The sequence below is a fragment of the Paenibacillus sp. FSL H7-0716 genome (assembly GCF_038002705.1).
GTDB classification, from domain to species: Bacteria; Bacillota; Bacilli; order Paenibacillales; family Paenibacillaceae; genus Paenibacillus_AQ; species Paenibacillus_AQ odorifer.
The window spans coordinates 233,118-258,138 of record NZ_JBBODA010000001.1 but is presented as its reverse complement, the minus strand read 5'-3'; the positions used below and the strand labels follow the sequence as shown (position 1 = coordinate 258,138).

Here is a 25,021-nt window from a genome sequence, read left to right as displayed (position 1 = left end):
TAAGCGAATACGGACTTTTATTTATAGCTACTTCAATACGACACTAGTATAGCATTTTTCGAAGGATTCCTATCCCATTGCTTTAGCCCTTAACTGCCCCGGCAATAATGCTTTTTTGGACTTGGTTACTTAGGAACAAGTAGATAATGATCATGGGTAGTGTAGCCACAACCATTCCAGCGAACATAGGTCCGAATTCTGTGGCATAGGCACTTTTAAACGAATTGATGGCGACGGTAATTGTTGCTAAGTCAGGATCATTAATGAACGTATTGGCAAACATCAGTTCGTTCCAAGCGGATAAAAAAGTAAAGATGGAAGTGGTTACGATAGCCGGCTTTACAAGCGGAAGCATAATACGGAAAAAAACCTGATAAATATTGCAGCCGTCTACAACGCTGGCTTCTTCCAACTCCCCTGGCAGCGCTCTAAAAAAACCAATCATGATAAAGATTGTAGTAGGAAGTGCACTAACGGTATAAGGAATGATTAAGGCCCACGGCGTATTCAGCAAGCTTGTCATTTTTAACATCTGAAAGACAGGTAGCAGCGTAGCATGAACGGGAATCATCAATCCCAGCATGAAGAAAGTAAGCACCACATTATTAAGCTTCCACTTCATTCTTGCGACAGCAAAAGAAACCATTGCCGATAACAGAGCAGAAATAATGACAGTTACCGTTGTATACATAAGGCTGTTCAAAAAGTTACGTGCGATATTCGCCTTAAAAAGTGCGTAGTCGTAGTTCGCCCACCGCCACTCATTAGGCAAGCCCATCACATTTGAGCCTGTAATTTCTATGTTTGTTTTAAAGGAGGAAAATACAAGCCACACGAGCGGATACAGTTGAATAACGGCGAAAATTAGAAACGCAATTTGCAAAACAACCTTTGGCCAGCGGCGGTTATGTGTTGTTGTCATTAGCTCTCCTCCTTATCATCGTAGGTTCTGATCAGTTTTTGTAGAACTAAGTAGAAAAAGAGACATTCCACAACCATAAACACGGCCATCGCGCTGCCGTACCCATACATATTGCGATTAAAAATCGACGAATACATCAATGTACTTGGAACACTAGTTTCCGGTGTAGGGTAGCCATTGGTCATAATGAAGACTAAATCGAAAAACTTCAAAGATCCCAAAACAGCAAATATGACGCATACCTTCAGTATCGGTGAAATAAGTGGAATAGTGATAGAGAAGGCGGTTCTTATACTTGATGCTCCGTCAATTTTTGCAGCCTCGTACAAATCTTCAGGAATCCCTTTGATTGCAGCGTACATTAGCAGCATATGGTAGCCGATATATTGCCAAACGATTGGAATCATAACACTAATTAGTGCTGTTCCGCTTTCCGTCAACCAATCATGTGTCCAGGAGGACAAGCCTAATTGATTGAGTATCGTATTCAGCAAGCCATATTCAGGCTGATAGATTTTCAGAAACATAACCCCGATGACAGAGGAGGATACCAAGACTGGAATGAAATACAAAGTACGATACAGCTTTTCCCCCCAGACCCCTCTGGCAAGAACCAGAGCGAGCACCAGGGCTATCGGAAGTTGCATGAAAACAGAAAGAACTGCCAGATACAACGTATTAAGTATCGAATGATTAAAATCCATGCCGAACGTATCTGTAAAAAATAAATTCTTATAAGAAGCTAAACCGATAAATTTAGCCGGTTGAATTCCGTCCCAGTCCAGCAGACTGTAATACATGGACTGAAGGATCGGGAAAAAACCAACAAGAATGTATAAAATCAAAGCAGGAACAACAAATACGGCGATAGCCTTTTTGTTTCCGAATACTTGATGCATGCTTCACTCCACCTTTAAATCGAACAGGCGGCGAACAATTCTCACCGCCTGACGCAGATTATTGACCTTGATTGACCTTGCTCTGTAGTTCTTTCGTGTAGTCTTCAGGTGTTGTTTTTCCGGCGACGAATTTCATCAGCGATCCGAACATAGATTCAGTGTCATTACCATTCAGCATTTGATCCCACCAGTAGGAGAAACCTGTTGCTGAAGAAGACAACTCACCAATTTGCAGAGCCAGTGGATTCATTTGAGAAGTGTCACCTACATCAACTTTCCATGCTGAGGAGCCTGAACCAGCCAGGAATACTTCTTTAGACATGGTCTCAATAAAGAACTTGTATACTTCCCATATTCTTTCCTTGTTTTTCAGATCGGCATTGAGCACGAATGTTTCACCCGAACCTCCGAACCACTCGTCAGCATTTCCTTTTCCCCCTGGAATGGTTGGAAATTTAATCGGTACTACTTTACCTTTGACCAGAGAGTTATCATCTTCAATCTGTCCGTTGACCCAAGCACCCATGAACATCATCGCTGCTTTGCCGGATAGGAACATATTTGTCGCGTCATCATAAGAAGTTCCAACAAAATGTTTGCCGAAGGCGTCCGCATCAATCAATTGTTTGTATTTCGCAGCAGCTTCTGTGAATTCAGGTGTATCGAATGATCCTGTTTTCGTTAAAGCGGCATTTACAGCATCCACGCCTGCCATCCGGATGGCTAGAATCGCGTTCCATTGCATTGCTGGCCATCTGTCTTTAGCTCCAAGTGCAATCGGCTGAATGCCTTTTGCTTTTAGTGCTTCAATCGCAGCAACAAGCTCATCCCATGTTTCCGGAATTTTCGCTCCTGCTTGCTCGAATAGTTCTTTATTGACGTACATTTGAGCAGTAGCTATATTGATCGGCAGGCCGTAAAGCTTGCTATCGAAGATGAAATTGTCTGTCGTACCTGGTACGATTTGGTCCAGTGTTCCATCCTTTGCGAGATCATCAATGGACAAAATCCGGTTCCCCGCTATAAATGGCTCAGAGAATCCGCCACCCCAGGTGTAAAAAATGTCGGGCAGTTCATTGGCTGCTGAAGCCGCTTTCACTTTTGTTTTATAAGATTCGCCCCCAACACCCACATGCTCGATTTCTACATTAGGGAATTTAGCCTTGGTTGCCTCAAGTGCTTTATAAAAACCAACAAACCCTCCGTCTTTAGAATTTGGATCCGCGAATTGGGACCACATGGTAATCTTGAGCTTCTCTTCCGCCGCAGGTGTTTTTCCCGTATTGCCTGAGTTTGCATTAGCCTCAGAATTCACGTTATTCCCGTTGTTCCCACCACAAGCAGTGATAAGCATGGACATAGCCATCAACACTGTTAGAGTTAGGTTCATCCTTTTTTTGTTGACTTTTTTCATTCTTTTTCGCCCCCCATTTTTATATTACTTACAGGACTAATTATATAAATCAATTTATCGAGTGAACATGAAAGCGTTTTACTTAATGATGTATTCTCTTTACATTAGATATTTTTCTTTATTAGCTACACACAAAGAAGACCTCTGATTGCTTCAGAAGTCTTTTTTTTCATTCATATCAAAACTTAGGGAATGAACACCTCTATATACCTGAGTGGCTTAGGTTCTATCTTCTCTATTATCAGAAGTTATCTCATGAATCTGAAACATATGTATGAACTCATCGATGATCGCTTCCGTAGCTTTTAGTTCACCACTAATGACTTGTTTTGTCGTTTCAATCTCTGACTCTTTTAGCTGCTGCTGCAATGCTGAACGATTAATCATTAGCTTGTCCAAAAATGCGATAGCCCTAGCACGACGAAAGGTCTGAGCGCTTTTGTGAGAATGCTCCGAACCCTCCTTGACTCCATTTATATTCATTTCTCCATGCTCTCCGTATTCTCGATGCTCGTTATAACCGTGCTTATCTATGTGCCCTTCGCACATAATTATTCCCTCCTCTAATTCCACTTACAAATCCATAACCCGTTAATAAGACCGGGCGAGACGGAAGCCAAGATCATCTACGCTAAATGTTGGATGACTACGACGGCGGCATGTGGCTCCACATCCTCTGTCCTCTTCTGCCCAGCTGCCTCCGCGAAAAATTCGATAGGAGCCATACACTTCTTCATCATATAAATCCCAGCACCATTCCCATACATTTCCTAACATATCATAAAGTCCCCATGCATTGGGTTCCTTTTGTCCAATTTCATGGAGTTCGCCACCTGAATTTTGATTATACCAAGCGATATTATCCAATACTCCATATTGATAACCGGAAGTTCCTGCTTTACATGCATATTGCCACTCTGCTTCTGTTGAAAGTCGATAGCCGTCAGATTCCCTATCCCAAATAATGTGCTCACCATCTTCACCTATAGCATAAGCTTCTATCAATCCAGCTTTCTGGGAAAGCAGATTGCAAAAAGAGATGGCTTCAAACCATGAAATATTCACAACAGGTTTTAGATCTCCATGAGATGAGTTATTAATTATAGCATTGAATAGATCCACAGTTACAGGATAGGGTGCAAGAAGAAATGGTTTTATTTCTGCTTTCCATTTACGCTTTATCCGATCGTCTCTTAATTCTATTTCTCCCCCTGGAATTGCAACCATTGGATAGTCCAAATCACTCTTAATTTTGATTGACACTCTATCTGCCTCCTAACAATATTTTAATCATGTATTGACGGGTATACAGAATAGAACTATAATCTATACAATTCCTAGTAAGATACTATGAATTATAAAAAAATAAGAAACATTAAATCATACTTGGTTTGTCCACAAGAAGGAGTGTAAACACATGCCAAATGTTCAAACTTTCAAAGCAACTGCTCATTTGCAAGACGGCGTTAAGGTCGTTACTAATGTAAGACAATTCGAGCTGGTCATCGACGAACCAGCAAGTCTAGGGGGGACAGATACAGGAATGAATCCTGTTGAAGCTTTGCTCGCTTCTTTGGGTGCCTGCCAATCCATTGTAGCTCGGGTCTACGCCTCTAAATTTGAGGTGGAGCTTGAAGATTTCAGAGTAGATGTGGAGGGTGACTTGGATCTCGACGGATTCTTCAACCGCTCTGAAGTACGTCCTGGCTATTCCGATATTCGGTATACATTCTACATAAAGACTCCATCCCCTGCTGAGAAGGTCGAACAGTTCGTACAATTTCTGGAGAGCAAATGCCCTGTAGGTGACACCATTGCTGCTCCTGTTAATCTCAAGCTAAATCGTATTGTGATTGAAAATTAACCGTTTTATAATGCTAAGAAGGAATGCAAAAAGGGCTGCAAAGTTGCTTAAAAGCGACTAAGCAGCTCTTTCTCATGTCCTGTTCTCCGACTTCATATAATGTTAAAAATGATGCCTTCGGAGGAACCCAAAAAATGACGGATATACTAAGTAAAGTAGATGAAGAAATCGAACGTTTGTCAACGTTCTTGCTACAACAGCAGAAGGATGACGGCTCATGGCATTTTTGTTTTGAGAACGGAATTGTGATCGATGCTTATATGATCATTCTCTTTAGGGTGTTGAACCTACAGAATGAAACGCTCATTCGTCAGCTACATGATCGCATTCTTGATGCACAACAGCGAGAGGGTTGCTGGCAGCTATATAAGGACGAAGAAGCTGGGAACTTATCCACATCAGTCGAAGCTTATTATGCCCTACTCTACTCTGGGTACAGTAAGATAACAGACGAGCCAATACTGCGGGCTAAGCGTTATATACTGTCTAAAGGTGGATTAGGTAAAGTTACAAGTATCTTAACTAGAGTCATACTCGCTGCAACGGGTCAAAGCAAGTGGCCTTTAGCAATTTCTTCGATTCCACTGGAGGTGCTTTTGCTTCCCTCTTACTTCCCTATTAACTATTTCGAATTCTCTGGCTACTCTAGGGTACACCTGACTCCTATGCTCATTATGGCCGATCGGCGATTTTCGGTCACTACAGCCCATGCTCCTGATCTGTCAGATCTTATGGAGACACGGTTGGATGCAGATGAATCGCCTACCCGTGGATACCAGGAGATGCAGGACGTTATTCAAATGGGTTTGAGCAGATTACTCGGGAGTCCACACTACATACATGAAGCTGCCAAAAACAAAGCAGAGCAATATATACTTCAGCGAATCGAATCCGACGGTACTTTTTACAGCTATGCCAGCAGTACAATTCTTATGGTTTTTGCCCTGCTTGCTCTCGATTATGATCGGCAGCATCCAATAATTACACAGGCCATTCAAGGTCTCACCGCACTGCAATGCCAATCAAATCATAATATTACAATTCAAAACTCTCCATCTACAATATGGGATACAGCGTTAATCTCCTATGCTTTACAAGAGGCTCATATTCCGGTTGATCACAAAGGAATAAAGCACGCTGCATCTTATCTTCTGGATAAACAGCATCATAAAACTGCTGATTGGAGCATCCATAATCCGGACACAGTTCCCGGTGGATGGGGATTCTCTGAGTCTAATACAATCAATCCGGACGTAGATGATACAACGGCAGCCTTGCGAGCCATCCGAAGCGTGTCAACAATTCATCCTTCATATTTGGAATCATGGAATCGCGGACTGAATTGGGTCCTAACGATGCAAAATAACGACGGTGGCTGGCCGGCATTCGAAAAAAACACCAATAAAGAAATGCTCACATGGCTCGCTATCGATGGTGCTAAATCTGCAGCCATTGATCCTTCGGAAGCAGATCTTACCGGACGAACTTTGGAGTTTCTCGGAAACTTCGCTGGTTTAAATACACAACACGAGTTCATTAAACGGGGTACGAAATGGCTGATTCAACATCAGGAGAAGGATGGTTCGTGGTACGGAAGATGGGGTGTTTGTTATATTTATGGCACTTGGGCATCATTAACAGGCCTGCAGGCTGTTGGGCTCCCTATAAATCATGATACATTGCAAAAAGGAGTAAAGTGGCTCCTAAGCATTCAGAACTCGGACGGCGGTTGGGGGGAGTCTTGTCACAGCGACCGGCTTCTACAATATGTTCCTTTAGGAGAAAGCACACCTTCACAAACCGCCTGGGCACTTGATGCGATTATCGCCGTTCAGCCAGAACCAACAGCTGCGGTGGAAAAAGGAATTCAAAGACTAATCACGTCTATTCATGAAGAGGATTGGAAAACTTCTTATCCCACTGGTGCTGGTCTTCCCGGTAATTTTTATTCCAATTATCATAGTTATCGCTATATCTGGCCACTACTCACACTGAGTCATTACAGAAAAAAATACGGTCAAGGATAATACTCGGTAATACTCGGTAATATCTTGCGTTGTCCTGTTCCACTTCTTAACTGTCTCGTAAAAGCTTGAATCGCGCCCTATGCCGTCCTTTACGACAAACTGTTCTTAATAACTTGCTCCAGTACGTATTCATCTGTTCAAACTAAACTACATGTTTTCTTTCCATAAAGACCACTTTCTTTTTCTATCAGTAAAAAGCACCAGAGCGCAATCATCCGTTATAGGAGAATCGTTGCTCTGCTGTTATGAACTAAGGTTGAATGTTTTGTCCGTTGCACCTACCTCTAAATCACCCAGTCTTGATCAAGCGTAGAGATTTTCGGACCCAGAAGACGCTATTTGCTTGTTTGTAGGCTTTTGAGTTAGATTACGGACTCCAGTGCAACTATTCCTTAAAAAGAGAGTCATTTTAGATGTTTTTCATAGTAATAACTGCGATGGGGTCCATTAAAATTCCAAATGTAAGCTAAATCTGCTCTTAAGGTCAGCTGAGTCCGATAGCAAATACGTGTGCGCAAAATGTTACCTAATCAATCCAACTTGCCATTTGGATCAGCCCTATAGGAATTACTTAAATTACTAATGAGATAGACTCCATTTTTGCTTTGAGTCAATTGAGCGTAGTTAACACATAGTCAATCAGGCAGCGATCTCCGATAATCAAGGATCGCTGCCTGATATTTTGGATCAGCGGCGTTTTGCCTGAGCAAATTATGACTGTAACTTCTAATATCCCCACTCCGTATATTTGTAGCGCAAGATTTTCAAGCAATCTAATGAAATAACTGCATTTTATACACTTAATCCATATTGCTAGGGAATAACTTCGACTTTAACTGCATTCTATACAATTAAAATCAAGAGAAATCACCTAGAAGCCTTAATCTCATGAGAATAGATGTATGAAATACAGCTATTTTTGATGCACAACTATTTTGAACGATTATAGCTGCACAAAATACAGTTAAACACCTCGCTGCTCCCCATCCATTACCTTCATCCGCCTCCATACGGGTACACAGAGGGTTGCATCATTACTCAGTTTACTTTTTGGAGCACGGTACCGGAATATCAGAAATATTCCCTTTCAAGAAACAGGTGTAATCGTTGGTGGTTTCGGTGCCCTTTCCCACGCATGGGTTACCTGCAATGTTGCTGCATAGGTAATTAACGAAACGAGCAACGCTCCGAACAGTTCAATGATCTGCCCCAGGTGCAATCGTTCCAGAATTCCGTGAGCCGCCAACCCGCTAAGCACCATGACAATTCCTCCTGCTCCCACCTTGAATACAATACGAAAGTCAAAATAAAACCCGATCGTTCCTGCCACGGATAAAAAATTCAACAGTGTCAGCAGCAAGAGCCCCAGTCCGAAACCCATGGCCACCCCTTCGATTCCAATATTAGAACCTAGAACAAAGATCGCAATCACTTCGAAAATATTCGTAAGAATATGATTCCACATAACAGTTGATGCTTTCCCCAAACCAAGTAAAATCGCTTGCAGCGGCGCTCCGAAATAATAAAGAAAAAATAAGGGTGCAATTAACCTTAGCAGCTCGCCCGCTTCTGACGAATGATAGATCAAAGTTGTTAAGGGTACAGCCCATAAGTACAGGATGATTGTACATGGGAAACCTACTATAAGCGCGGATCGCATAGCCATATCCATCCGACTATGCATAAGCTTGCTATTGTTGCTCACACTTGCTTCGCTGATCGCCGGAATTAATGCAGTCGACAGCGATTGTGTGAAGAAGCTGGGGAGAAACAACATGGGAAGAGCATAACCCGCCAGAAGTCCGAATTGCTTGGTTGCCATCTCAACACCTACACCAAATAGTACTAGACTTTTCGTAATCAGCAGTGGTAGAAAGGCATGATAGAGCGAATGAATAAAACCGCTGCCTGTCATCGGTAAGCCGATGCGCAGCAAATCTCTTAACGTACTATCTCCTTTAAGTGAAATTCTTGACGTTGGTGGTGGAGAGGTTTTGATCTTACCTCGATTAGCCCATTTGAAAACCGCAAACAAGTAGAGCAAACCAAAACCTTCCCCAACAACGGAGGCAGCCATTGCGCCAGCAGCTGCATAAGCAATACCGTAGGGCAACAAAACGTTGACCACACCGATAATGACAATGATTTGCGCCAGATTCTCAATAATATCGGAAAAGGCAAGTGGGTTCATGTTCTGTTTTCCACGGAAATAACCTTTCAGTACAGCAGACATCGCAATAATTGGAATGATCGGCGTAATAGCAACCATTGCATAATACGCCCGCTGATCGGCTAAAAAAATTGATGCGATCCATTTGGAGCCAAATAGAGCCACTAAAGTTAATATAATACTCAACGTACCCGTAATGCTTAAGGATACTTTGAGAATACGCTTTACCCGCGCTTCATCCTGATTAACCTCAGCTTCCGATACAAGCTTTGAAATCGCAACAGGAAGTCCCAGCTCTGTCAGCGTAATAAATAAGGGAAGCAGTGGATGAGCAATCATAAGCAGCCCTACTCCCTCTGCTCCCAAAAAACGTGCCAACAAGACTCCGTTCAAAAAACCAAGCCCTTTTGTGAAAAATGACGACACGGTTAATATGAACGTGCCACGAATAAAACTTTGTTTACGCATCCCCATTTATACGCATCTCCACCTATGGTTTGTCCTGTCCTTCTTTCTAACTTATTCGAACAAACACAAGTACATGCAGACAAGTATTTGTAAAGTATTTAATCAGCGATAAGCTCAACACATTTTAGTTGGTATACCAGGCAATTTTCCTCACTTTCATTAGCTTCTGAAGCAAAAACATTTTTCATAGATCAGAGATACTTCTTTGCATCGTTCATTAGTACTGTTTTTGTATAAATTTCAGCCACCTCAATAAAAGATATATTAAGAAATAAATAGATAATTTACCAATGGCATGTTATCATTTTGAATGCGATTTCAAAAGCTTTGTTATTACAGTTTTTTCACTCTTCTTCGTGAATGTCTTTTTGCAAAATCTTTGATATGATAAAAAAGAATACAAAAGGCTTTACGGAAATCATTCACATCGTTAATAACCACTTCTAAATTTTCCAAAGATAAAGGAGAACTTCATTCATGAGTCAGAAAACAAGATTAAATAATGACTGGTTATTCAGCAAACAGCCGCTTAAGTCTACTTTAGAATCGGTGATAGCAGCTGATTTGGAGTGGATCGACGTAACCTTACCCCATGACTGGCTAATTTTTGATACACATAATCTATATGAAAGCGGAGAAGGCTGGTACCGTAAAAGCATAGTTATAGATGAGAAAGTGCCAAATAGTCGTGTCTCGCTTCGTTTTGAAGGCGTATACATGGACTCCACTCTCTATGTGAACGGCCATATCGCAGGCGTCTGGAAAAATGGATACTCCACCTTTGAATTAGATATCACGCCATACATTATTGAAGGTATCAACGAAATCTATGTTCAAGTGGTTCATGAGTCTCCTAACTCACGCTGGTATTCCGGTGCGGGCATCTATCGGAGTGTATGGCTGAAGACGTATCCAGGGACACATATTGTGCCTGATGGTATTTATATCTCTACTCATAAAAAAGAGGATTCCTGGAATGTTGAGGTAGATACCGAAGTATTGTGCAATGATCTATTACAACCCGCAAAGCACTACATAATTCGTCACAGTATACTGGATGCTTCAGGTATCTGTATCTCTCATGCAGAAAATGAAAGTCCAGTACAAGTCGGGCCTGCTGTATCCAGCTCTGCCCTCTTATCCGTCAATAATCCAATGCTCTGGGATATTAACCAGCCTTACTGCTATTCCCTAAAAACGGAGCTGCTGGAGAATGATCAAGTAATTGAAGAAGAAATCCAAACCTTCGGATTCCGTACGATGGAGTTTGACAGCCAACAAGGTTTCTTTTTGAATGGCCGAAAGGTGAAGATTCATGGCGTATGCCAACATCATGATTTGGGATGTTTGGGGGCTGCGGTGAATAAGGTAGCTCTAAAAAGACAGATTATCCTCTTGCAGGAGATGGGCGTAAACGCTATTCGTACGGCCCACAATATGCCAGCCGTTGAACTGATGGAACTAGCGGATGAAATGGGCATGCTCATAGTTTCCGAAGCATTCGATATGTGGGAACGGAGTAAAACTCCTTTTGACTACGCCAGATTTTATCCGGATTGGTGGAAACAAGATATTGCCAGTTGGGTACGCCGGGATAGAAATCGTCCCTCCATGCTCATGTGGAGTATCGGAAATGAAATATACGACACCCATGCCGATGAACGCGGCCAAGAGTTAACCATAGAATTACGTGATCTGGTGCAGGTTCATGACCCTAAAGGTAATGCAGTAGTTACTATCGGTTCCAACTATATGCCATGGGAGAATGCACAGAAATGCGCAGATCTAGTGAAGTTCGCAGGATATAACTATGCCGAAAAATACTATGACCAGCATCATGAGGAACATCCCGACTGGATTATTTATGGTAGTGAAACTTCGTCTACTGTACAGAGCAGAGGCATCTACCACTTCCCTTTTGCTCAGTCTGTATTGTCTGATGATGATGAACAATGCTCAGCCTTAGGGAACAGTTCTACTAGCTGGGGTGCCAAAAACACAGAAGCCTGCATTATCGCAGATCGTGATGCGACCTACTCACCGGGACAATTTATTTGGACTGGATTTGACTATATCGGGGAGCCAACCCCGTACTTCACTAAAAACTCGTATTTCGGTCAACTGGATACCGCAGGATTCAAAAAGGATTCCTATTATATTTATCAAGCAGAATGGACGGATTACAAGGTCGCCCCGATGATTCATATTTTTCCGTACTGGGATTTCTCTGAAGGGCAGCTTATTGATGTGCGAGTATGCTCCAACGCACCACAAATCGAATTGTTCTTTAATGATCAATCCATGGGCACGGTTAACATTGACCATAAACATGGTAAAAAGCTGCTTGGGGAATGGCAGCTCCCCTATAGCGAAGGTACTCTGCGAGCAGTCGCTTATGATGAACACGGAGTACAGATCGCTGAAGATACGGTAACTTCTTTCGGAGATTCGGCCACTGTGGTCATGAATCCTGATAAGGCACAGATCACTGCTGACGGATCGGACTTGGTATTTGTTGAGATCTCAACCCTCGATCAAGAAGGACGTCCCGTGGAAAATGCCAATAATCGTATTCAAATCTCTGTAGAAGGGCCGGGGCGTCTTGTTGGTTTAGATAATGGTGACAGCACTGACTACGATTCATATAAAGGAACAAGTCGCCGGATGTTCAGCGGCAAATTGCTTGCGGTCATTGCCTCTTCATTGGAGCCAGGTACAATCGTTGTACGTGCATCTTCCCATGGCTTACAGTCTGCTGAGCTTACACTGACTTCCGAAGCACGAGAGCTAGATCATTCTAAGGACGAAGAGCTTGTACTTTATCAGCATTCGTCACAATCACTATCGGATGTGAGCGAGTTATCCCAAGACTATTTATCAGATGAAATTCCCGTTCGCAAGCTGGAAATCATATGCCCACAAGGAAATCAACTAACGAAGGACACCCGAGCACTTCCGGTTCGTGTGCAAATTCATCCAGAGAACGCAACCTACCAGGAAATTGAATGGCGAGTTACGAATGCTGCCGGCATTGACGCCAATATAGCCGTTCTTGAGGCAAATGGGCATGAAGCAGTAATATCGGCTTTGGGAGACGGAGACGTCTATGTACGGTGTGCAACGAAAAACGGTGCAGATCAAGTGCGCCTGTACTCGCTTATGGAATTCCATATTCGAGATTTGGGAGCTGCCTTTTTGAATCCTTATGAGTTTGTTTCCGCTGGTTATCATAGCAATACGAGCCGGAACTTAACAAATGGGAATGAACGCGGAGTGGCTACTGCAAGAGAAGGAGAAAGCTGGATCTGTTTCGACAACATCGATTTCGGTGATTATGGAGCTACTGAACTTACCCTTCCTATCTTCGCGCTAGATAACGATAATTATACGATTGATATCTGGAAAGGTACTCCGGATGCTCCAAACGCAGCTCTGCTGACACAGGTAACCTATCAAAAACCTTCCATATGGAATGTATATCAAGAGGAAACCTACTCATTACCTGAGCGAATAAAAGGTGTCACCACCCTTTGTTTTGTTCTTCATAAAAAGATTCATCTCAAGGGCTTTCAGTTTAACAAACCTTTAAAAGCGTACGAACAACTTAACGTTCTGGAATACAATCAGATTTATGGGGATTCCTTTACGCTGGCAGATGGACAAATCAAAAATATTGGTAACAACGTCTCTCTCATCTTTAAAGATATGGACTTCGGTGATACTGGAAGCACTAAACTAACTTTATGCGGGCATTCGCCTATCGATAAAAATACTCTTCATATTCTATTTAGCGGACCAGAGGGTGAAAAGAGACAGCTTGTGGAGTTTACACAGTCAAGTGATTATTGCGAAAGAGAATTTGTGTTGGAGCGCGTAACCGGTCTGCAAACCGTCACCTTTATATTTCTACCAGGAAGCCAGTTTGACTTTAAGTGGTTCCAATTCCAAGCAGAATAAGGTAGTTTCAACTCTAAACTAATCGATTAGCAAAAGGAAAAACCCTGCGCATTAGCACAGGGTTTTTCCTTTAACTTATATTTAGAGCTATTTAGTCGACTTTATTAAATTCGATCCAGTCGATCTGTAAACCTGGTTTAATGAATTCCAGTTTCATTTCATAAAGACCTGCTTCGAGTTCTACTTTCACAAGCTTTTGTCTAATCCATTGACCTTCTGTCCCGTTGGTTTGAATGGTTGTCATCAATTGATCATTCAAATTAACATTGCATGCACTTTGAGCCAGCTCAGGCTCTGTTGACATGATATGCACGAGGATCCGATATTGACCCGCTTGACCAACTTCAAAGAAAGTCGATCCTTCAACGGCTGGCTTAACCTGTGGATTTTGAGATAAGGATTGTACTTGTTCTGCAGTAAGTGAAGGATTAGCCTTAAAGGACTCAACTGTTTCAACAATTTGCTGTTTTCTCGAGAATACTGGAGCATGCATGATGAACTCACAAATATTCATTGCAGAACGTTGCAGCTCTCCTCTAGTCAAAGATCCATTTTCCAAGGATTCAATGGTGTTGTCATTCCATCCATTAATTTCGGCGCCATAGTTAGCAACAACCATGTACAGGTCATTTTGTGCACGGACCATCCAATTTGTAAATTTCCGGTCTGCAGCTCCACCGTTAACGACATCATTCATGATGGCCCACCAGTCTGTCATGACAATACCTTTGAAGCCCCATTCTCCGCGCAGAATTGTTGTGTTCAAATCGTAATTTGAAGCGGCCCAATGTCCATTAACAGGGTTATAGGAGGTCATAATTGAATTCGCTCCACCCTGCTTCACTGCAATTTCAAAACCTTTCAAATAAATCTCGCGAAGCGCACGTTCCGATACAACAGCGTCCACTTTACTGCGATGTTTCTCCTGATTATTGCAGGCAAAATGCTTCAGCGTGGCATTAGAGCCACCTTTCATAATCCCACGTGTACATGCAGCGGCAAATACCCCAGAGATCAAAGGATCTTCAGAAAAATACTCAAAGTTGCGGCCATTCAGCGGGCTGCGACGAATATTTAGACCTGGTCCAAGCAAGGTGTCTATGTTGTTTCTTACTAACTCTTGTCCTTCTAACACATACAGCTCTTCGACTAATTCGGCATTCCAAGTAGCAGCAAGAAGCGTTCCGATCGCAACCTGAGTCGCTTTTGCTCCACTATCCATACGAATTCCTGAAGGACCATCTGCTGTACATGCAACAGGGATTCCTAAGTTATATAGACTATCACTTACTCCTCCAAATGCAGAAGCTGTACCCGGTGTAACTAAAGGACTGCTCATGCCTTCACCTCGGACAATGGCAGCCAAATCATCGTCACTAAGCTGGGCAATAAAAGCTTCCATACTAACTTTTTGTTCAAATACATCTCTTAATTTATACCCTTGATTGCCTGTCTGGGAGATCGTTGTGGGTAGATTGCTCTCGATCCGTTCAGCTAACGAAATCTTGCGTGTTGGAACCTCTACATAAACAAGTTCATACGAACCGTCTGCTTTTTGAACGCCAGGTTGCATTCTTGTAAAGCTTTGCGTGGGTGCAAGAGCTTCTTGTAACTGTTCCACAACTTGAAGTGTTTCCACGACATAGCCGCTATGCCCTTCAACTTTGACTTCCTCCACTTTTTTAACACTCGTTCCCACAAACATGCGGTACGTGCCTTCTTCTAGCACATAAGCGGAAGCATGCCCTGACACACCAGCATCATCATAGGAAGCCATTGAATGAACAGGGAAACTCACGGTAAGACGTTGGGCTTCGCCCGGCTGAAGGACTTCTGTTTTTGCGAATGCTGCCAAAGCTTTAGCAGGCTGTCCCAATTTCCCTTGTGGAGCTTCATAATAGACCTGAACAACCTCTTTTCCAGCAAAGGTAGTTCCTGTATTAGTTACGGTTACGCCGACTTCAACATTAAGTTCGCCAGCTTTATAAATAAGTTTAGCTTCTTCTGGCTCGAGCTTAAACGTGGTATACGATATTCCATAACCAAATTCATATTGAACCTTTTCTGGGCAAAATGTCTCGAAATAGCGATAACCAACATAGATATCTTCCTGATAAAGGTTTGTAAATTCATTGCCGTAGTTATGTGTTGACGGGTAATCGTTGATGGAATATGCGATCGTGTCTGTTAATTTACCGCTTGGAGTTACTTCTCCAGCCAGCACATCTGCAATTGCATTACCACCTTCCATTCCCCCCTGCCAAGAGTAGATGACAGACGAAATCGGATTTTTATAGCTTTCATCGTTCAGCCAGCTCATATCAATAATATTAGAGACGTTCAGTACAACAATCGTTTGCTCAAAATATGTAGTTACCTGCTTCAGCATCGCCTTTTCATCAGCTGTTAGTTGGTAGCTTCCTGAGCCATCGACATTATCCTGATCTTCTCCTGCTGTACGTCCGATTACAATGATTGCTTTGTTCGATTTATTTCTAGCCTCAGCTACCAATTCGTCGGATAAAAGCATTTCCTTCTGGTTCCATGGCTCTGCAGCCCAAACGCCGCCACCATTATCAAATGGATTTTGCTCAATCCACTTCTCATATACTGCTGCCAACTCTTCGTTGACCATAAGGTTCTTTTTACTGCGAAGACCGCCCAGCAGGTTGGTCGTATAAGTAACATGAACACTACCGCCCGAACCAGTACCACTGCGATAATAATTCACTTGAGTTCTGCCAAAAACAGCAACATTATCACCTTCACCAAGCGGAAGCACCTGATGATCATTTTTCAACAGTACCGCACCTTCTGCTGCTACCGTTCGGCTAAATTCTGCAAAACCTTCTAATGGAATTCCCACACTCTGTGTACTCAACTTGTTTCCTCCTGTTGTTCAATTCTATAGGTTGTTTCTTTAGGCATCAATTACATATCATAAAGTTTAACTATACCATTATAGTACATTGGATAACTGTAATATATATAATAATTATCTTAATTAATATAATAATATTGGTCTGTTAGAGTTGGAAATTTTCAATCAATGAAAAATGTCAGCTAAGTTCAATGATCTTCGTGGCAACATTATGGCAAAATTCGCGATCATGCTCCACAAAAACGAGTGTTGGGGTATATTCAAGCAATAGCTCTTCAATTTGCATACGTGAAATAACATCAATAAAATTAAGCGGTTCATCCCAAATATACAAATGAGCTTTTTCACTAAGACTTTTGGCGATCAGGACTTTTTTCTTTTGGCCGCCACTGTATGTGGATATATCCTTATCAAATTGAATTCTGGAGAAATCAAGCTTTCGCAGAATAGATTTAAAAAGACTTTCATCTATCCCATTCTCTCTAGCATAATCTGTTAAATCGCCCCGTAGATCTGAAGTGTCTTGTGATACGTAGGAAATGATAAGCTGGCTATCCTTAGTGAAGGTGCCGGTATAATCTATCTCCTCACCGCAGATCAATTTGATGATACTTGATTTTCCGGAACCATTTTTACCCGAGAGTGCAATTCTCTCCCCCTGCTCAATGGTAAAGCTTACTTCTGAACATACCCTTTTCTCTCCGTAAAAAACCGAAACATTATCCAGCTCCGCAAGATGACGTTTATGATAAGCAAGCTGCGTAATCTCTAAGTTCTCAGAATTTTCGATGTTTTTAAGAAGCTTAGACTTTTCGTTGATAGCAGATTGCTGTCTTTGCTCGATGGCTTTAGAGCGTTTCATCATTTTAGCGGCCTTGTGCCCAACATAACCTTTATCTAACTTAGATCCAGAATTTCTAGTTCCATTTTTAGTTTTTTCCACTTCATGTGACCAGTTACCTGTTCGTTTAGATGATGCTGACAAGCGTTTGATATCTCTTCTTAGTTTTTCGTCTTCCGCTAACTCAAAGTTATCTTGTCTGACTTTATTCTCCCACCAGCTAGAAAAATTACCCTTTTGAATCTCTATATTGGTTTTGTTGATTGACAAGATGTGGTCCACACAATTATCAAGAAAGGATCTGTCGTGAGAAACCAGAATATATCCACTTTTCGTATTGAGATAATCACTGACAAGCTTTCTTGCTGTCATATCCAAATGATTTGTAGGTTCATCAATCAACAGGAAGCTATTTTCCTTAATGAATAATGTGGCTAACAGCACTTTCGTTTGCTCTCCGTTAGACAATGAATCAAAGGGACGATATAACACATCCTCAGAAACCTTTAGCAAAGAAAGCTCACGCATTAACTTCCAATGAATATAATCCGGAAAAATCTCGCTGATCACATCTATGGTGTTAAGCTCCTTGTTATTCACCTGAAAAGGGAAATATTCAAAGCTGACATGAGCAGAAATATTACCGCTGTATTCATGCTTTCCAAGCAATAAGCTAAGAAATGTAGTCTTCCCTCGACCATTTCTCCCTGTGAAACCTAATTTCCAATCAGTATCGATTTGAAAGTTTACATTCTCAAATATGTTATCGTAGCTGCCTTCATAGGCAAAGGTTAGATTTGTGACATTTATTAATGACATAAAATAATCCTCCTGTATTCTAAAAAATAAAAGCCACAAGAAAGTTACTTTCTTGTGACTCAAATAAATACAGCAAATCCAGCCCCAAATGGAGTTAGATATGGATATATTTTCGAGTGAAAAGAAGTAGTAACTTTCTTGCATACAAAGAATAAAACAAACGAAATAAACCATTGTTGTTGTTTTATTCATCATGGGACGCAAGAATAATTACTACACTATACTTTTCAACTCCGATCATTAATTTGTAATTATGTTATCATGCATACTTATTATTTTCAACTTCCTACCCATAATTCGTTAAAAAAGTTCAAATTCTTCTTCTGTAAGATCCATATTTTCACTCATAGCTGTCCGACTCCCGTCAGCCGCGGCAAACACTAACTGAGAAGGTATAAAATAAGAAACATCTCCAGCCGAATATAATCCTGGAATCGAGGTTCTCCCCGCACCATCTGTGCTAAACCCACCAGAATCATTCCGCTCTACAGCCAAATGATCTACGATGGATGACGTTTGGATCAAATTCGGAGAAATAAACCCTCCCGTTCTTAAGATCTCAGTACCATCTGCAAAGCGAACCGCCTGAAGTAGCCCATCATGACCCATAAAAGAGGAAATCAATTGTTCATTGACTACAACCCCCTTGGCCTCAAGACTTTTTTTCTGTTCATCTGAAAGGAATGTCTTGCCGTTCGTGCAGATAACCAAATCTTTACTCCAATTGAGCAGCATTTTTGCCATATGAAAAACATGTGGATTTTCGCAAACAACGATAAGGGGTTGATCTCGTAATTCCCAGCCGTCACAATACGGGCAATTAAACAGACTTTTTCCGTATAATGGTCGTAAACCCTCTATCTCAGGAAGGACTTCTTTTAACCCAGTCGCCAAAATCAATCTGCGAGCTTCAATGTGACGACCAAACGAATCATGTACCGCAAATCCAGAATCAATTTTGTTAATCAAAATAATCTCAGTCTGGATATGCTCAACTGACGGATAACGTAGTACCTCCTCATACGCAATGCGACGAAACTCGGCTGGTGTAACCCCGTCTCTTGTAATAAAACCATGTGAAGCATGGGTAACAGCATTCCTTGGCTGATTATTATCAATTAAAGCTACTTTTCGTCTTGCCCTACCAAGAACAAGGGCTGCGTTCAAGCCTGCGGGTCCACCACCAACAATAATGCAATCGTAAATCACATGAATCATCTCCTATATGCAGATATTAAAGACTCTTTTTATCTATTATTAAATTAAAAAAACGATACATCGTAGACTTAATGAATCTATAATATCTCCAAATTAACTAAAGTGTCAACCCAAACTTCACGATGTTTCTAGGAGTTTATTTAGTGTAATGCTAGAAAAAAGCAAATAAGCCCATTACCGTATGTTTGGAAGTAACTTAATACTCCAATATATAAGGTAAGAGCTATATGTTGAATTTACTTGGCAGTGCAGGGCTTCCTCACTTATTAAGATTCACCGTTTGCTAATTCTAATTCATCAGCCGAGGGTCCGTAAAGACCAGGAACCGGCACGTCAAGCAGCCGCAGATAGACTCCAAGCTGTGCCCGGTGGTGAACCATGTGGTTCAATCCGATGGTACGAAGCGCAGCTGCCCGTGTCTGACGATGGATGATCTGCTCCCCGTTCCGCAAGGTCCACTCCGCGCCGAGCATCTCCACATTGCTTGCAGTAATTAATTCCTCAATCTCACGAGCTTTCAGGTCGAACTCTTGTAGAACCGCTTCGGGACTCTCCAGTGCTTCTCGTCGATATGCCACAGATGCCAAATCAAACTCCGAGTAAAGTAGAATTGCAGATTGCCAGCTCAGAAGGTTAACGAGGTGTGTGGCCAGCCCACCCAGGCTCATTGACTTAGAGTGTGGTTTCCATGTCATATTCTCTTGAGGCAGCTTCTCCAGTATCCGACGCGTACCAGCCAGCTCTTGCAAAACATCCCCAATGATCAGCTCTTTAACCATTCATCTCTCTCCTCTCTTCTGTAAAGCAATTTCTTTTGATCATTCGTGTGATACTTTTGATTTCTTTTCCCAAACAGTTTCTAACTCTCCGCTGGATCGGACCCAGATGCAGTTATTTCCCTAAATACACTCCAATTCTGCGCCATTACAAGCCAATAAGTGCTATGCAGTCCGATAAGCTTGAAAAATGCTGCGAAAATTTAAAATAGCTGCAATGGAGTCCGATACGATGGACATATGGCGAAAGTCCAATACTGAATACATCAGAAGCAAGATCTAATTGGATTATGAATAACGACTTCGACATCGCTTAAGAAACATCCTCCTGAGCATTCGCTTTTCAAGTCTTCTCTCTGCAACTTTTTAGATACTTTCTGCCAATTGCATAGTGGTAACACATGTATTATCACTCTTAAAAGTGGAAAGCTCAGATTTTGCTGCTTTTCCATCCTGCTCAATGGTTACGTTATATTGTTTGTCCCGGGGCAACCAAAGATCAATAAATCCGTTAGATAGCGATTTCATTTCTTGATCCACAATCACATTGCCTTCGCTGTCTTCGATATATACTTTAAACTCATCATCTGTTAATTCCCCTTGGCAGCCAGTCAAGCTATGTGTTGCGCAAGGATGCGTATTCTCCACATATGGAGCTATAGAAACAAAAAACTCATCTTTAGGCAAGTCGTAAGTTTTCTCTTTATTGTTACTATCGGTTACAATAAGTTGCTCAGAAGTGATAGAAGCGGACAGGTTGTCCAGACTGCTTGAACTATATTCTTGCACTAATTGCTTAATGTCTGTTGTATCTTGTGCTGAAGGCTTATCCTTGTCGATACCTCCCAATAACAAATACGCACCTAATACAACAACCGCCACTCCCGATACCACCAAGATATTTCTTTTCATTTGTAATCATCTCCTTCGCTTATTCGCCAGAATATGTATCCACTCAGAGTATCTTCCATTTCTTTTAGTATAACTAGTTAAACTAAACTAACACAATTATGAACAAGGCAAAATAGTGAAAAGTTATGTATTTGATTCACCCTCTATCAACACAAAAAAAGGCCTCCTCACTGGTTTTTCAACCTCGAGGAAGCCTTTTATCTTTTATATTATTATGCTTGTAAATTACCGACCATAACACGAATGACATCCGCAAGAGGAGTAGCTGAACGTTTCAGCAGTTTCTCTAAATCGCTACTTTCAATATTAAGCCAACCTTCACGAATCCCACGTTGTATAGCTACAACTATTGGAAGCGCAGCTTCTGGGACACCCACCTCCGACATGGTCTTGGCATAAGCCTCATCGTCAACCTGGATTACTTTGATTTCTTTACCGATTACACTGCCTATGATCTCAGTCAATTCCTCTTGTGTTAAAGGGTTGCCAGACAATTCATACACTGTGTTCTCATGTCCGTCACCTGTCAGAACATTTGCTGCAGCTTCTGCATAATCTCCGCGTGTAGCCCAGCCAACTTTACCATTCCCTGCTGAAGTCACCCATGGGGCACCCGCTAGAGCACCTTGAATGGAGCCGATCTCATTCTCCAAATACCAGTTATTACGGAGGAAGCTGTAAGGAATGCCTGTTGTGCGAATAGCTTCTTCGGTGATGCGGTGAACTTCAGCAAGGAATAGTTCACTCTTGTCTGCTTGTCCTACACTTGTGTAGGCAATGAAGCCGACGCCTGCTTTTTCCGCAGCAGCAACAGCTGCTTTATGTTGACGAATCCGGGTTTCATTATCACCATCTGCAGATACAATTAATAGTCGATCCACACCGGCAAATGCTGATTCCAGCGTCTCAGGTTGATCAAAATCACCATGACGGACTTCCACTCCACGAGCCTGAAGATCACTTGCTTTTTCTGGGTTCCGCACACTAACTACAAGATCACCTGCGGGTACAGTTTTAAGTAAAGCTTCTATCACCAATGATCCGAATTGACCTGTTGCTCCTGTTATTGCTATTTTCATTTTTACTTCCTCCTCAAATTGGGATGATAAATTTATTTTTAAGCACTACCTGTAACCATTGTAGTTACAATCAGTTTGAATGTCAACTTATTTATGATCCCAACTCTGGCTGGATAATAAACAGAAGAATTAAAAAATTCTTTTCACAACAAAAAAACCACCGTCAATTCCGTTAGGAAAAACGCTGGTTCTATGATCAGCTCCAACTCAACTTAATAATGGTTCCTTGTCCAGGGCTACTCTCAACAGCAATCCTGCCCTCCATACATTCGATTAATCCCTTGGAGATCGCCATGCCAAGGCCGGATCCGTTGGAGCTAGATCCCGTGTCCGTTCCTCGATAATATCGTTCAAATAGACGGTTAAGTGTGCCTTCATCCATTCCATCGCCATCATCGGAGAATTGAATAGTAAATCCACTGTCCTCATCATTCATAGTAAGCGAAACCGTTAAAATCGTATTAGAGGGGTTATGAAGTAAAGCATTCGCAGTCAAATTGTTGACCACCCGCTCTAGCCATGGAGTATACAATCGGGCTCTCACTTTGTTTGGTGCCGGCACAAATATAATTCGTTGCTTCCCGTATTCGGGATTTGCAGCAGCTTGATCAAGGGCTTGACGTAACCAAGAGTTCAATTCCACCTCCATCAGCTCTGGTGGCTTGATCCCTGTTTTTAGCCGATAGGTCATGGCAAGATCACTAATAAGCATGTCCATATGGGCTGATTTATCCAGTATCGTCCTTGTAAACTTGCGAACTTCCTCTTTCGACCAATCATACGAAGGCTCCGCCAGTAAATGGGCATAACCAGTTATAGAAGATAAAGGAGTTTTTAAATCATGTGTAACACCTGCGATCCATTCTTCCCTCAAATTCTCTGTTTGTTGCCGCAACGCCTGATCTCTCTGCAAATTAGCAGATAATTTCTCTATGGATACCATAACATCAGAAAAAACCCGGTATCTCCGCCTCCATTTACCTACTTGTGTTCGACTACGACGATTTCCTTTACGGTCCATAGGCTCTGTATATATAGCATTTCCAATGGAATCGAGCCATACAAGCATATGCAGCATTGGCGCTCCAAACCTATGAGCTTGCCATAAAGAAAGCAATATAAATGCAAGCAATAAAGCCGCGAGCATTGCTAATGAGCCTTTAATGACAATTTTAACCTCTTCAGGTACCCATACCTTTTGTCCTGTATCTGCACCCTTTACGTTTGGTTGTCCAACGATCCATGTTTGGCCCGTTTGTTTATCAAAAGAAGATCGGACATGATAGCCGTAACGTTCACTGTAGAGAGTGCGTAGTGCTAGCTCTGGCACTGAGTACTTGGTGGGAATCATCTTTGGCCTATTATAGGAGAGCAGCTCCGTACCTGATGAATCAATGAGTTGAACAAAAGCCTGTGATGATTTAATTTCTCTTTCAATCGAATCAGGCAGAACCAGATCTCCATCTACTGCATCAAATGTACCTTCGCTCATTTTTTTTAACAGAGGATCTAGTATATTTGGCGCGCCATAAAGAAGCGTGAATTGTCTCCCGTTTTTCTCTTGAATCCATACAGCCAGAGTATACGGAAAAGGCTGAGTCCCTGTCCAATAGGCGACTACTTCACCCGGTCCATATTGAATTGGGACATCTTTTGGAGTGTTGTAGGCACTTTCAACTTTTCCATTTTCATCGATGTTTTGCAGCCAGCCCTTATTCTTCTTCACTTGCTCCAGCAAGCTTGGGGAAAATTGAATGCCCTTCTCATCGATTTTGGAGGATTCAACCAGTTGCTCTAAGCCAACATTCGCAAAATCACGCGTAATACTGATATCGAGAAAACGCAACAGCATCCAAGTAAACGTTACTGCTGCAATAGCGAGAACAACCATTCCCGTAATTGCTAGCTGTAGAACGAACCTTAACGTTAACCGACGTTTGATATTCATGGCATGGACAACTCCTGGCGGTCTACCTTTACCAGCTTATAACCAAGACCCCTAACGTTAACAATAAATTTTGGATCGGACGGGTCTGCTTCGATACGTTCTCTAATTCGATGAATATGAACCATGACCGTATTATCATCACTCAGTGCTTCATCGCCCCATACTTTCTCATATAACTCACTTTTGCTGAAAATCTGATTGGGATGTTTGCATAAGAAGACCAGCAGTTGAAATACAAGTGCCGGACAAGCAACAGACTGACCCTCTACCAGGAGTTCTCCCGCTGTCTCATCTAGCTTAAACCTTCCGTAATCATATACATTTGCAGATTTATGGGGGACTATTTCTACACTCTTGCCAGTAGCCTGTTGGTTAACAGAAGCAAAATATCTCCGCAGTTGTGCTCTTATACGAGCCACCACTTCAAGCGGGTTAAAGGGCTTGGTAATATAATCATCTCCGCCTATAGCAAAGCCCGTTAATTTATCGAAATCAGACGTCCGCGCAGTCAGAAAAAGAATAGGGGCATCCGTCGTCTGCCGGATAAAAGGGCAGATTTCGATGCCACTACGTCCGGGCAGCATTACATCCAGCACAATTAAATCATATTTTTTGGATTCACAGGCACTTACTGCTTCTTCACCTGTTTGCACTGTATCTATATTGACGTAACCTTCCTTACGAAGCACTGTCTCCATAATGTCTAAAAGCGATACCTCATCATCAACCAATAAAATTGAAGCCTCATTCATATAAATTTTCCCTTTCACAATAGACGTTTTTATCATCATAGCATGATTTTTTTGGCTAGCAATCTTACTAATCT

The 25,021-nt window shown here is 41.9% G+C and carries 17 protein-coding genes; 3 read left to right on the top strand and 14 right to left on the bottom strand.

The features are described 5' to 3' along the window. Nucleotides 1-82: 82 nt before the first annotated feature. The 5 genes from MHH60_RS01250 to MHH60_RS01230 form a co-directional block, all read right to left on the bottom strand. Entirely contained in the window at nucleotides 83-922 is an 840-nt protein-coding gene (locus tag MHH60_RS01250) for a carbohydrate ABC transporter permease (protein ID WP_076125690.1), read from the bottom strand. Further along, nucleotides 922-1,821, bottom strand: coding sequence for a carbohydrate ABC transporter permease (locus tag MHH60_RS01245; RefSeq protein WP_076133366.1), 900 nt, complete (start codon nucleotides 1,819-1,821; stop codon nucleotides 922-924). The genes MHH60_RS01250 and MHH60_RS01245 overlap by 1 nt, the downstream gene beginning before the upstream one ends. A 58-nt stretch (nucleotides 1,822-1,879) precedes the next feature. Then, nucleotides 1,880-3,235, bottom strand: coding sequence for an ABC transporter substrate-binding protein (locus tag MHH60_RS01240; protein ID WP_076133368.1), 1,356 nt, complete (start codon nucleotides 3,233-3,235; stop codon nucleotides 1,880-1,882). A gap of 219 nt (nucleotides 3,236-3,454) precedes the next feature. Then, complete coding sequence (locus MHH60_RS01235) at nucleotides 3,455-3,784, bottom strand: hypothetical protein (protein ID WP_232061350.1); 330 nt, start codon at nucleotides 3,782-3,784, stop codon at nucleotides 3,455-3,457. A 42-nt stretch (nucleotides 3,785-3,826) separates the two neighbouring features. Next, nucleotides 3,827-4,462, bottom strand: coding sequence for a formylglycine-generating enzyme family protein (locus MHH60_RS01230; protein WP_179088852.1), 636 nt, complete (start codon nucleotides 4,460-4,462; stop codon nucleotides 3,827-3,829). Between the two features lie 190 nt (nucleotides 4,463-4,652). Between MHH60_RS01230 and MHH60_RS01225 the strand changes: the two genes are divergently transcribed. Together MHH60_RS01225 and shc are read left to right on the top strand one after the other, a co-directional pair. Continuing rightward, the gene (locus MHH60_RS01225; RefSeq protein ID WP_076133374.1) at nucleotides 4,653-5,099 is read left to right on the top strand and encodes an OsmC family protein; all 447 of its coding nucleotides are present in this window, start codon (nucleotides 4,653-4,655) and stop codon (nucleotides 5,097-5,099) included. 134 nt (nucleotides 5,100-5,233) lie between these two features. Further along, a complete protein-coding gene (shc, locus tag MHH60_RS01220; protein WP_076133377.1) occupies nucleotides 5,234-7,126 on the top strand; it encodes a squalene--hopene cyclase in 1,893 nt (630 codons plus the stop codon). 1,087 nt (nucleotides 7,127-8,213) lie between these two features. Here the strand turns inward: shc and spoVB are convergent. Continuing rightward, the gene (spoVB, locus tag MHH60_RS01215; RefSeq protein WP_076133380.1) at nucleotides 8,214-9,770 is read right to left on the bottom strand and encodes a stage V sporulation protein B; all 1,557 of its coding nucleotides are present in this window, start codon (nucleotides 9,768-9,770) and stop codon (nucleotides 8,214-8,216) included. 471 nt (nucleotides 9,771-10,241) lie between these two features. Between spoVB and MHH60_RS01210 the strand changes: the two genes are divergently transcribed. Next, nucleotides 10,242-13,721 (top strand): glycoside hydrolase family 2, encoded by a 3,480-nt coding sequence (locus MHH60_RS01210; RefSeq protein ID WP_076133383.1) that lies wholly within the window; start codon nucleotides 10,242-10,244, stop codon nucleotides 13,719-13,721. A 91-nt stretch (nucleotides 13,722-13,812) separates the two neighbouring features. Here the strand turns inward: MHH60_RS01210 and MHH60_RS01205 are convergent, their stop codons facing one another. From MHH60_RS01205 to MHH60_RS01170, 8 genes are all read right to left on the bottom strand, one after another. Beyond that, nucleotides 13,813-16,602 carry a glycoside hydrolase family 3 C-terminal domain-containing protein gene (locus MHH60_RS01205; protein WP_076133385.1) on the bottom strand — a complete coding sequence of 930 codons (2,790 nt, stop codon included), beginning with the start codon at nucleotides 16,600-16,602 and terminating at the stop codon, nucleotides 13,813-13,815. A gap of 178 nt (nucleotides 16,603-16,780) precedes the next feature. After that, the gene (locus MHH60_RS01200) at nucleotides 16,781-18,262 is read right to left on the bottom strand and encodes an Lsa family ABC-F type ribosomal protection protein (RefSeq protein WP_076133387.1); all 1,482 of its coding nucleotides are present in this window, start codon (nucleotides 18,260-18,262) and stop codon (nucleotides 16,781-16,783) included. A gap of 300 nt (nucleotides 18,263-18,562) precedes the next feature. Then, the gene (locus tag MHH60_RS01195) at nucleotides 18,563-19,471 is read right to left on the bottom strand and encodes an NAD(P)/FAD-dependent oxidoreductase (protein ID WP_076133390.1); all 909 of its coding nucleotides are present in this window, start codon (nucleotides 19,469-19,471) and stop codon (nucleotides 18,563-18,565) included. 275 nt (nucleotides 19,472-19,746) lie between these two features. Then, nucleotides 19,747-20,259, bottom strand: a complete 513-nt coding sequence (locus MHH60_RS01190; protein ID WP_076133392.1) for a DinB family protein — start codon at nucleotides 20,257-20,259, stop codon at nucleotides 19,747-19,749. A gap of 363 nt (nucleotides 20,260-20,622) precedes the next feature. Further along, nucleotides 20,623-21,168 carry a CueP family metal-binding protein gene (locus tag MHH60_RS01185; protein ID WP_076133395.1) on the bottom strand — a complete coding sequence of 182 codons (546 nt, stop codon included), beginning with the start codon at nucleotides 21,166-21,168 and terminating at the stop codon, nucleotides 20,623-20,625. A 212-nt stretch (nucleotides 21,169-21,380) separates the two neighbouring features. Continuing rightward, the gene (locus MHH60_RS01180; protein ID WP_076133397.1) at nucleotides 21,381-22,247 is read right to left on the bottom strand and encodes an SDR family oxidoreductase; all 867 of its coding nucleotides are present in this window, start codon (nucleotides 22,245-22,247) and stop codon (nucleotides 21,381-21,383) included. 196 nt (nucleotides 22,248-22,443) lie between these two features. Next, a complete protein-coding gene (locus MHH60_RS01175) occupies nucleotides 22,444-24,195 on the bottom strand; it encodes a sensor histidine kinase (protein ID WP_076133400.1) in 1,752 nt (583 codons plus the stop codon). Continuing rightward, complete coding sequence (locus tag MHH60_RS01170; RefSeq protein ID WP_076133402.1) at nucleotides 24,192-24,947, bottom strand: response regulator transcription factor; 756 nt, start codon at nucleotides 24,945-24,947, stop codon at nucleotides 24,192-24,194. Before MHH60_RS01170 ends, MHH60_RS01175 begins: the two co-directional genes overlap by 4 nt. Nucleotides 24,948-25,021 lie beyond the last annotated feature (74 nt).

Bases quoted from the DNA above. Each gene is read 5' to 3' on its own strand.
- MHH60_RS01250 (WP_076125690.1), bottom strand. From the start codon at position 922: ATGACAACAACACATAACCGCCGCTGGCCAAAGGTTGTTTTGCAAATT.
- MHH60_RS01245 (WP_076133366.1), bottom strand. From the start codon at position 1,821: ATGCATCAAGTATTCGGAAACAAAAAGGCTATCGCCGTATTTGTTGTT.
- MHH60_RS01240 (WP_076133368.1), bottom strand. From the start codon at position 3,235: ATGAAAAAAGTCAACAAAAAAAGGATGAACCTAACTCTAACAGTGTTG.
- MHH60_RS01235 (WP_232061350.1), bottom strand. From the start codon at position 3,784: ATGTGCGAAGGGCACATAGATAAGCACGGTTATAACGAGCATCGAGAA.
- MHH60_RS01230 (WP_179088852.1), bottom strand. From the start codon at position 4,462: ATGGTTGCAATTCCAGGGGGAGAAATAGAATTAAGAGACGATCGGATA.
- MHH60_RS01225 (WP_076133374.1), top strand. From the start codon at position 4,653: ATGCCAAATGTTCAAACTTTCAAAGCAACTGCTCATTTGCAAGACGGC.
- shc (WP_076133377.1), top strand. From the start codon at position 5,234: ATGACGGATATACTAAGTAAAGTAGATGAAGAAATCGAACGTTTGTCA.
- spoVB (WP_076133380.1), bottom strand. From the start codon at position 9,770: ATGGGGATGCGTAAACAAAGTTTTATTCGTGGCACGTTCATATTAACC.
- MHH60_RS01210 (WP_076133383.1), top strand. From the start codon at position 10,242: ATGAGTCAGAAAACAAGATTAAATAATGACTGGTTATTCAGCAAACAG.
- MHH60_RS01200 (WP_076133387.1), bottom strand. From the start codon at position 18,262: ATGTCATTAATAAATGTCACAAATCTAACCTTTGCCTATGAAGGCAGC.
- MHH60_RS01190 (WP_076133392.1), bottom strand. From the start codon at position 20,259: ATGGTTAAAGAGCTGATCATTGGGGATGTTTTGCAAGAGCTGGCTGGT.
- MHH60_RS01185 (WP_076133395.1), bottom strand. From the start codon at position 21,168: ATGAAAAGAAATATCTTGGTGGTATCGGGAGTGGCGGTTGTTGTATTA.
- MHH60_RS01180 (WP_076133397.1), bottom strand. From the start codon at position 22,247: ATGAAAATAGCAATAACAGGAGCAACAGGTCAATTCGGATCATTGGTG.
- MHH60_RS01175 (WP_076133400.1), bottom strand. From the start codon at position 24,195: ATGAATATCAAACGTCGGTTAACGTTAAGGTTCGTTCTACAGCTAGCA.
- MHH60_RS01170 (WP_076133402.1), bottom strand. From the start codon at position 24,947: ATGAATGAGGCTTCAATTTTATTGGTTGATGATGAGGTATCGCTTTTA.